Origin of the sequence: Kitasatospora sp. NPDC056327 (assembly GCF_042261735.1) — a bacterium.
Lineage (GTDB): Bacteria > Actinomycetota > Actinomycetes > Streptomycetales > Streptomycetaceae > Kitasatospora.
Genome location: NZ_JBHJRC010000385.1, coordinates 1 through 6,904, shown reverse-complemented (window position 1 = coordinate 6,904; position 6,904 = coordinate 1). Strand labels below are relative to the sequence as shown.

General features: G+C 73.4%; 5 protein-coding genes, 1 pseudogene and 1 riboswitch. Of the genes and pseudogenes, 3 read left to right on the top strand and 3 right to left on the bottom strand.

Annotated elements, in window-relative coordinates; translation table 11 throughout:
* Positions 1–293 (top strand): annotated as a pseudogene (locus tag ACFCX4_RS33445) (C4-dicarboxylate ABC transporter); the annotation flags it as partial.
* A gap of 310 nt (positions 294–603) precedes the next feature.
* Here the strand turns inward: ACFCX4_RS33445 and ACFCX4_RS33440 are convergent.
* Both ACFCX4_RS33440 and ACFCX4_RS33435 read right to left on the bottom strand, forming a co-directional pair.
* Positions 604–1,881 carry a transglycosylase family protein gene (locus ACFCX4_RS33440; protein WP_376150748.1) on the bottom strand — a complete coding sequence of 426 codons (1,278 nt, stop codon included), beginning with the start codon at positions 1,879–1,881 and terminating at the stop codon, positions 604–606.
* Positions 1,868–2,066, bottom strand: a riboswitch (cyclic di-AMP (ydaO/yuaA leader). Its footprint overlaps the gene before it by 14 nt.
* 842 nt (positions 2,067–2,908) lie before the next feature.
* Complete coding sequence (locus tag ACFCX4_RS33435) at positions 2,909–3,826, bottom strand: hypothetical protein (protein WP_376150746.1); 918 nt, start codon at positions 3,824–3,826, stop codon at positions 2,909–2,911.
* Positions 3,827–4,341: 515 nt separating this feature from the next.
* Between ACFCX4_RS33435 and ACFCX4_RS33430 the strand changes: the two genes are divergently transcribed.
* Entirely contained in the window at positions 4,342–4,605 is a 264-nt protein-coding gene (locus tag ACFCX4_RS33430; RefSeq protein WP_376150744.1) for a DUF397 domain-containing protein, read from the top strand.
* 392 nt (positions 4,606–4,997) lie between these two features.
* On the opposite strand, the gene ACFCX4_RS33425 is transcribed toward ACFCX4_RS33430, so the two are convergent.
* On the bottom strand, positions 4,998–5,531 hold the full coding sequence (locus ACFCX4_RS33425) for an ATP-binding protein (protein ID WP_376150742.1): 534 nt from the start codon (positions 5,529–5,531) through the stop codon (positions 4,998–5,000).
* 413 nt (positions 5,532–5,944) lie between these two features.
* On the opposite strand from ACFCX4_RS33425, the gene ACFCX4_RS33420 reads away from it, so the two are divergent.
* Positions 5,945–6,811, top strand: coding sequence for a helix-turn-helix domain-containing protein (locus tag ACFCX4_RS33420; RefSeq protein ID WP_376150740.1), 867 nt, complete (start codon positions 5,945–5,947; stop codon positions 6,809–6,811).
* Positions 6,812–6,904: the final 93 nt, after the last annotated feature.

The following is a 6,904-nucleotide window of genomic DNA, read 5'->3' as shown; positions in this document are numbered from 1 at the left end:
CCCACAAGGCCCCCGCGCTGCGGCATCTCGGCCCCAACTGGTACGCCTGCGTCATGGGTACGGCGATCCTCGCCAACGCCGGCGCGACCCTCCCGTACCAGCTCCCCGGCCAACGCGTGGCCTGCCAGCTCGTCTGGGCGCTGTCCGCCGCCGCCCTCGCCGTCCTGCTCACCGCCCGCGCCGGGCACTGGCTCCACCACCGCGACCAGGCCCGCGCCCACCTGCTCGACCCTTCCGTCGCCCCCTTCTACGGCTGCGTCTCGATGGCCCTGCTGGCCGTCGGCGGCGTCACCGGTGCGGGTCTCGGTGCGCCGGCCCCGCTCCAGGTAGTCGCGGAGGATCAGTTCGACGGCGTCCTGCGGGCTCTTGGTGCCGGACAGCATCATCGCGTCGATCGCGAGGTTGGCGTCGAGCGAGACGGTGACCTGGGCCATGGTGACTCCTCCTCGGGTGCAGAGCAGCAGCATGCCCGCTGCGGCCCGCTTTGACCATGACCGTGCGGCGGCCGGGCCCCGGGGGCGGTCCGGCCACCGGGGCGGGGCCGGGCGTGCCGGTGCCCCGGTGAGCGGTCGCACGCTCCCCGGGGCACCGGGCGTTCCCGGATCAGACCCGGCCGGCGAAGTCCGGCGCCCAGTTGGCGACGGTCTGCAGGCGCACGCCCGAGCTCGGGTTGGCGGCCTCGACGTACTTGCCGTCGCCGATGTAGAGCGCGACGTGGTAGACGCCGGAGTCCTTGCCGTTGTTGGACCAGAACAGCAGGTCGCCGACCTTGAGGGCGTCCAGCGACACGTGGGTGGACGCGGCGGCCTGGTCGGCGGCGACGCGCGGGACGGAGACGCCCGCGGCGCGCAGCGCGGCCTGGGTGAGGCCGGAGCAGTCCCAGCCGCCGTTGCCGGTGCCGCCGTAGACGTAGGCCTGGCCGACCTTCGACTGGGCGAAGGAGACGGCGGCGGCCATGCCGCCGGTGGCGGTCGGCGCCGGCGCCGGGGTCTCGGCCTGGGCGGCGGGCTTCGTGGCCGGCTTCGTGGCCGGCTTGGCCGCGGACTCGGTGGCCGGGGTCCGGTCCGTGTCCTGCGCGCCGCCCCGGGCACGGTTGAACCAGTCGAAGCCCTGGCCCTGGGCGCGGTCGCCCAGGTCGAGGCGCTGGCCGGGGTAGATGGTGTGCGGGCCCTCGGTGAGGGTGGCCCGGTTGAGCTCGTACAGCCGCTCCCAGCCGCCCTGGACCTTGTTCCGGTCGGCGATGCCGGACAGCCAGTCGCCGGCGGCCACGGTGTAGTCCGCGGCGGCCCGGGAACCGGCCTGCTGACGGTGCTGCTGCCGGTCCTGGCCCCCGGTGGCGGCGTCGGCCGCGGCAGGCGCCTGGGCCTGGGCCTGCGGCTTCTCGGCGGGCTTGGCGGCGGGCTTCTCAGCGGGCTTGGCGGCAGGCGCCGGGGTCTGGGCGGGGGCCGGCTCGGCGGCGGTCGAGGTGTCCACGGCGGCCGGGGTGCCACCCTTGGTCAGGCCGGCCTTGACCGAGCAGACCGGCCAGGCGCCGGGGCCCTGGACGGCCAGGACCTTCTCGGCGACCGCGATCTGCTGGTCCTTGGTGGCGAGGTCGGCGCGCGCGGCGAACGCGGTGCCGCCGAAGCCGGCCCAGGTGGAGCCGGTGAACTGGAGACCGCCGTAGAAGCCGTTGCCGGTGTTGATGCTCCAGTTGCCGCCGCTCTCGCACTGGGCGACCTTGTCCCAGGTGGCGACGGTCGCGGCGGAGGCGGTGCCGGTGGTCAGGCAGGGAACGGTGAGGCCGATGCCCGCGACGCCGAGGGCGGCGATCGCGCGGCGGGTACGGCCGGACAGACGGGTGCCGTTGGTGGGCAGCATGAAGACGCGGTCCTCTCCCACGCCTGCGAGGTGAGCTGTCGGATTCGGGCCGGAGTTGCCCGGCCGCGCTGTGGACGCGGCTTCACCCCTAGCCCCGGGCCGGTCCGAGGACCGGTCCTGGGCGAACTACCTGTGGTTCCCCCGCTCCTGCCGTGGTGCATTGCACTTCCAGCACGCCCGACGGCAGGACTCGGCGTTGCGAACGAGCTGGGTCCGTGTGGCCACGAACGGGGAGCACGTTAAGCAGAGGCGGCTTCAAACCGCAAACATGTGTGACGCTCGTCACGGTTTACGGCTCGCGGGTCGATTGGTCGTCCTTCATGATCAGAAATGCCCGGCTTTCGGCAACGTCCTTCGCGGGCACCGCACCTGCCTGTGCCTCAGGGTGCGGGCGGGGCGTCGGGGCGGCCCGGTCGCACCGGGGGAGGCTCGCCCGCCGGCGGGCGCCGGTGGGCGGGCGGCCAAGCGATCGCCGGGCCAACGGGTCGAGTTGAGGTCATTGGGTGGTAAATCGGATCAGAACGGACATCTCGCCCGAAATATCTTCAATGCTCATCAGATGTCCTGAAGCGCCTCACCAGTTCGCCTCGGGCGCCGGCTGCGCGGCGACCGGCGGCGGGCGGATCAGTCGTGCGCGCGGCCCGGGTTCTCCGGTGAGTCCCGGAGGGCGACCCCGGCGACACCCGGTACCACCGCCCCGGGGGCGGGCGGAGCATCCGCTCGGCCCGCCCGGCTCGCCCGCAGGGAACGGCGGCTCCGTCGGCGTCTGCGGTCCCGTCACCATCCGGCCCGTCAGCGGAACCTCCGTCACCCCGCTCCGGCGCGGGCCCGCCCGGGTCCGCGCCCGCTACCGGGGCGTCAGCGGAGGGGGCGTCATCGCGGTGGCGGCGGAGGCGCCCGGCGGTGGGCGCCGCGGTGGGCACCCCGCCCGGCCGGCCGGAGCACCGTCGCCCGCCGGCTCGGGTCGCCGGACGCCGAAAGGGCCCGGAACGGTGCGTCCGTTCCGGGCCCCTTCGCGCGGTATCCCGCGCGGTCCTGGCAGGTGCCGTTACTGGGCGGCGTGCCGCCCGCCGGCCCGGGAGCCGCTCTCCTCGGCGTCGGTCTCCCCGGCGTCGGCGGGGTCGAAGGCCGGCAGCGCGGCCAGATAGGTGGAGGCGACCAGCTGGCCGACCGCCTGGTAGGCGCCCAGCGGTGCGGCCGACGGGCAGCCCGACTCCTCGGCGGCCGCGGCGAGCAGCTCCGCGTCCGCCTCGGGGCCGATCACCAGCGGGGCCAACGCCGGGTTCTGGGCACCCATCTCCTTGAGGTGGGCGACGGCGTCGGCGACCGAGCCGGGCACGTCCAGCGCGGCGGGGACGACCGGCACGGCGAGCCGGGCGGCCAGCAGCATGCCGGTGATGCCGGCGGCGTCGGCCGCGGCCTTACCGCCGGCGGTGGTGAGCACCACGCCGTCGGCGGCGGTCGCGATGGCGAACAGCCGGGCCCGGTCGGCGCGGGCCAGTCCGGCCTCGGAGAGGCGGACGTGGACGCCCTCGGCGAGCAGCGGGTGCGGGCCCAGCGCGTCGGTGACGGGCGCGCCGTACTCGGCGGCGAGCTCGTGCAGGGCGGGGAGGAAGTCGTGCGGCCCGGGCACCAGCGGCACCACGACCGGCGCGGGCAGGCCCGCCTCGGCGGCCTCGGCCAGCAGTTCGGCGACGGTGCGCTCGCCGTGGTTCCCGCCGTCGGCGTCGCCGGAGGGCAGGTATCCGGCTGCGGTCCGCACGCCGTTCTGCTCGCTGCGGACGATGGACAGCAGTTCCTCGACCACGGAGCGGGATTCCGGCCCGGCGGCCGCGGGGACGGCGAGCAGCAGGGCCGGGGAACCGGCCGGGATCTCGGGGCGCTCGGGACGGCGGTGGCGCCCCCGCGCACGGGAGCCTGGAGTGCGGACGGGCAGTGGCGCGCCCGGGATGGCTGCGGTGCTCATGGCGGAGATCGTAGGACATCGCCCCGCCCGGCCTGCAGTCGGCTGCCGTGCCGAGCGGGGCGGCAGCCCGCAAAAGCGGACATACCAGACGCCCGGTCGGCAGTTCGCCCGGCAGTGATGGGGATGCGCCGGAAGGGGTCTTGCGTTGCCGGGGTGGCGCGTGAGATGTCTCACAGCGCGCGGACGGTCTGACGGAGGGTCACGGGAGTGCGACTCCCGGCGTTCGAAGATCAACAATCGGCGGGTGGTCGCCTACGGGCGGTTAGCGACGGCTTGCCGATTCAGTCTGCTATGTCCGCTTACGTACCGTCAGGTGGGTGCCTTGTGAAGAGTTCCGGTTCGGTGTCGAAAAGGCCGTGCACCTGCAACGTCCCGTGCTGATGCACGTGCACTGGAGCTATCATCACGTCAAGTGAGGCGGTGTGCCGGGCCGGTACGGGGCCGGCCCGGCCGTTCGGCCGTGGCCGGGGGCGCCGAGCTGAACGACCCACTCCGGAGCTCTTCGGGAGATTTCTATGCACGACACGCACAACACTTACGACCCGTTCGACACGTACAACGGGATGGCCGCCACCGACCTTGAGGGCGTGGTCTGGCAGAAGAGCCTGCACAGCAATTCGCAGGGGAACTGCGTCGAGTTCGCCGCCCTTCCGGGAGGCGACGTGGCGATGCGCAACTCGCGGTTCCCGGACGGTCCGGCGCTCATCTACACGCGCGCCGAGATCGCCGCACTGCTCCTGGGGGCCAAGGACGGGGAGTTCGACCACCTGGCGGTCTGACCGGTCGCCGGCTTCACCATCGGGGGGCCGTCGTGGGTGCTGACACCACGACGGCCTTTATTCGTGTCCGGGGCCGTTCCGCCGGACCGTTCGCCCCCGGACCGTCCGCTCCGGGTGTCCTGACTCCCGGGCCGGAGCGCCGGGGGTCCGGGTCCGTCCGGACGCCGGTGCCGCCGTCGCCGCTCCAGGAGGCCTCCGCCGTCCGCCGCCGTGCCGAGCCGCCGCACGCGGATCGGAGGGGCGCACCGCCGGGTGGCTGCCGGTGCCCGCTGCCCGAGGGCCGCCGGTCGCCATGTCCGGGGTGCTGATGCGTCGAAGTGCCGTTCGGTCCGGTGCCGGCCGGTGTTCCGCGGTGCGGTGGGTCCCGGAGGGGTGTCCCGCCGCGGCCGGGGTCAGGCCGAGCGCCGGTGCCGTCCGCCGAACTCGGCGACGGGGACCGGGACGGGTGCCGTCCGCTGTGCCTCCTCCGCCTCGAACAGCGCCCAGACGACCTTGCCGCCGCCCAGTGGGTGCCATCCCCAGGAGCGGCTGAACGAGTCGACCAGGTGCAGGCCCCGGCCGGACTCCGCCACGAAGTCCGCCTCCCGGGCCACCGGGCCGGTGCTGCTGGGATCGCTCACCGCGCAGACCACCTGGGGCGCACGGTGAACGAGGCTTATTCGGATCGGCAGCCGGCCCTCGGCCGCCGGGTGCATGGGAAAGTCGTAGTCGTCCGCCGCGGTGGGGCACGCGCCGATGGCGTGCCGCAGCGCGTTGGTCACCAGCTCCGAGGCCACCAGCGCGACGTCGTCGAAGAGCTCGCCCAGTCCCCAGCGCTGCAGGGCGGTCCTGGCGAAGTCGCGCGCGGTTCTTACGGCTTCATAGCGGGGAGCGAGCGTACAGGTGACCACATGGGGGTCGACTGCCAAAGCCGTTCCGGTGCTCATGAAGAGCTCCTCCCATAAGGGGGCGGACACGGCTGGACCCGCCGGGGTCATGCCGGTCACCTCCGACTCGCTCGGCCGCGCGGCCGCCCCTCGACCAGGCGCGCGCGCACGTGGCCCGGAGGCGCGGGGGCGCTGCCGGGCCGGTGCACGGAGTCGCGCGTGGGGTCGACGCGGAGCCCGCGGGATTGCCAGGGATGTGCAGGTGCACGTGCACCATCGTGCTCTGCGCTCACTGCAGATGCAAGAGTCGATTCACGTGCAGTCGTTCAAATGGCATATGCAAGCGCCGGATGCACGTGCATCCTGGTGTGCGGAGTGCAGAACTGATAGGAACATCCGTCAGTATCGGCACCGTGAGCGCTCATCTGATGGCAGACTGTGCGCTGTTTGCCCTAGGTGGAGGTTAGGACCGCATGACCACAGTTCAGCCGGGCGGCGGCTCGATGGTCCGCCGGATCCTCCTCGGCTCCCAGCTGCGCCGGCTCCGCGAGACGCGCGGCATCACCCGCGAGGACGCGGGCTACGCGATTCGCGCCTCCGAGTCCAAGATCAGCCGCATGGAACTCGGCCGGGTCAGCTTCAAGGAACGTGACGTCGCCGACCTGCTCAGCCTCTACGGCGTGGACGACGGCCTCGAACGCGAGGCGTTGCTCGGCCTGGTCCGGGAGGCGAACAAGTCGGGCTGGTGGCACAGCTTCAACGACGTACTGCCGGGGTGGTTCCAGACCTATGTCGGCCTGGAGGAGGCCGCTGCCCTCATCCGCACCTACGAGGTCCAGTTCGTGCCCGGCCTGCTCCAGTCCGAGGAGTACGCACGGGCGGTTTTCGGCCAGAGTCGGCCGGTGATCAGCGAGGAGGAGGTCGAGCGCCGGGTCAGCCTGCGCATGCGCCGCCAGAAGCTGGTCACCGAGGGCGACAGTCCGCGGCTCTGGGCGGTGATCGACGAGGCGGCACTGCGCCGGCCGGTCGGCGGACCGCAGGTGATGCGCGGCCAGGTCCAGTACCTGATCGACGCCGCGGAGCAGGCCAACGTCGTCATCCAGGTCATGCCGTTCAGGTTCGGCGCGCACGCGGGCGAGTCCGGTGCGTTCACGATCCTGCGCTTCCCGGAGCAGGACCTCGCCGACGTGGTCTACCTGGAGCAGCTGACCAGCGCGCTCTACCTCGACAAGCGCGACGACGTCGACGCGTACATCCAGGTCATGGAGCGGCTCTGCGTGGACAGCCTCACGCCCGAGCGCACCATCGACCTGCTGGCCTCGATCCTGAAGGAGCGCTGAGCGGGGCGGCGGCGGTGCCGGGCACGCCCATCACGTGGCCCTTGGGCATGGGGCGCAGCGCGCCGCCGGTCCAGATCGCGGCGCCGACGGGGG

What these genes read in the sequence shown, in the direction of transcription:
- ACFCX4_RS33425 (WP_376150742.1), bottom strand. Translation starts at nt 5,531, where the DNA reads ATGAGCACCGGAACGGCTTTGGCAGTCGACCCCCATGTGGTCACCTGT.
- ACFCX4_RS33435 (WP_376150746.1), bottom strand. Translation starts at nt 3,826, where the DNA reads ATGAGCACCGCAGCCATCCCGGGCGCGCCACTGCCCGTCCGCACTCCA.
- ACFCX4_RS33430 (WP_376150744.1), top strand. Translation starts at nt 4,342, where the DNA reads ATGCACGACACGCACAACACTTACGACCCGTTCGACACGTACAACGGG.
- ACFCX4_RS33420 (WP_376150740.1), top strand. Translation starts at nt 5,945, where the DNA reads ATGACCACAGTTCAGCCGGGCGGCGGCTCGATGGTCCGCCGGATCCTC.